Source organism: Geobacillus sp. Manikaran-105, from assembly GCF_002809955.1.
Taxonomy (GTDB): Bacteria; Bacillota; Bacilli; order Bacillales; family Anoxybacillaceae; genus Geobacillus; species Geobacillus thermophilus.
Map to the genome: position 1 here is coordinate 1 of NZ_PIJG01000139.1, position 1,585 is coordinate 1,585.

Sequence of the window (1,585 nt, forward strand, 5' to 3'; positions counted from 1 at the left end):
AAAGCAATTCGGTGTTTCCATTTCCCGCGAAGCGCTGCGAAAACTCCTGCACCGCAAAGGGCTGTCGTGGACACGACCGACGTACACACTGGCGAAAGGGAACCCGGATGAGCAAAAGCAATTGGAAAAGCAAATGGATCTGATCAAAAAACTTGATCACCAAGGACACAGAAGATGCCGTTCTTCTGTACATCGATGAAACCCATATCCGCTCTTACCTTGTCTTGCGGTCCACATGGTCRGAAGTCGGCCGCCAAAAACAAGTGCCGACGTTYGGCCATCATGCCCACGTATCGCKGTTTGGCGCGGTCAACATCCACGATGGCGAAACGGTGCTTCATCAAACGACTGTCGCGCCAATGCCGCGACGTTCTTGAATTTCTTGAGAATGCTCAAAGAGCGCTATCCAGACCATCTCATSGTYTTGGTGTTGGATAACGCCCGCATTCACCATGCCAAAATGGTCAAGGAGTTTTTGCGGGAAGAAGGRCAGTGTTTTCACTTTATTTACCTTCCTCCCTATTCGCCACAGCTGAACCCGATCGAACGCTTATGGAAATGGCTGAAAGATACGGTGATTGCCAATGTATTTCACAAGGATCGCAACGATATCATTCAAGCCATTACTCGGGAGGAAGTGCTGCAGCGCTTAGGGTGTGCAGGATGACTGAGAAGTTAACTCTTCATGTTGCATGTATATAGTCACGATTGAATAACCTTTAAGTGATTTTTCTACAATACTGTTAACTTAAAACTCAATCGATCATCCTAGGATGGAACTTAGGTTTGTATGATGTACTCTTAAAGGTTATAATTATTTGTAATAATTACTAATAATGTAATGTAAAGGAGATATGAAAAATGAACAAAGAAACTACTGGAAAAAGTGCAATAAGATGGATTATATACGCTCTCTTAGCTTTGGCCGTAATAAGATTTATAGACAAATTAATTTAATTAATCAATATGAAAGTGTTGCAAAATGCATAATGGATAGTAATGGATGCATAAAGAGGACACAAAAAATCCACCCATCTTGGAAATCATTTTAGAGTGACCAAAAACTCAGTTCCAATGGGTGGATACTATCATTATTTCCAATTTTATCAGTGAACTTGCACCGTATAGTGAAATAGATCCTCTTTTACAGGCTTTATTTTGGTACCTCGACTAACTTTCCTTACCAGAAGCGTCCTATGTGATAGGAAGATCACCCGGTTCGAAAAAATCATTGTTAAAATGTCTCGTTTTAAACACTTATTTTTCCATTGATTCGTTACGTCAGTTAGTAGACATCCTGAATCGCTTCGGCCATTACACAAACTTTTTACACATTATTAATGTTACAAATATCGTCTGTACATTTGTTAACGGGTATTATTGTGCGATTTTTTGCAATAAGACGATAAACTAAGTTACCAATCTTTGTAATCTGAGATAAATATAATAAAGCAGGCGTGTTGATTATCCAATAAAATCCAAAGGATATAGAAAAAAGAGCACCTTTCCTGTAGAATGTGAGTAGCGACACAAACAAACCCAGGAGGTGCTCTCTATGAACAAGCATACCACACTCCCGAATTTG

The 1,585-nt window shown here is 40.2% G+C and carries 2 protein-coding genes and 1 pseudogene; all 3 read left to right on the forward strand.

Features of this window, described 5'->3' with window-relative positions; all coding sequences use genetic code 11:
• Positions 1-199 (forward strand): helix-turn-helix domain-containing protein (locus CV945_RS17395; RefSeq protein ID WP_198518541.1); only part of this gene is annotated, 199 nt, incomplete at its 5' end.
• A gap of 189 nt (positions 200-388) precedes the next feature.
• Positions 389-667 carry a transposase gene (locus CV945_RS17405; RefSeq protein WP_198518543.1) on the forward strand — a complete coding sequence of 93 codons (279 nt, stop codon included), beginning with the start codon at positions 389-391 and terminating at the stop codon, positions 665-667.
• Positions 668-1,090: 423 nt separating this feature from the next.
• A pseudogene (locus tag CV945_RS18000) lies at positions 1,091-1,309 on the forward strand (ISNCY family transposase); the annotation flags it as partial.
• Positions 1,310-1,585: the final 276 nt, after the last annotated feature.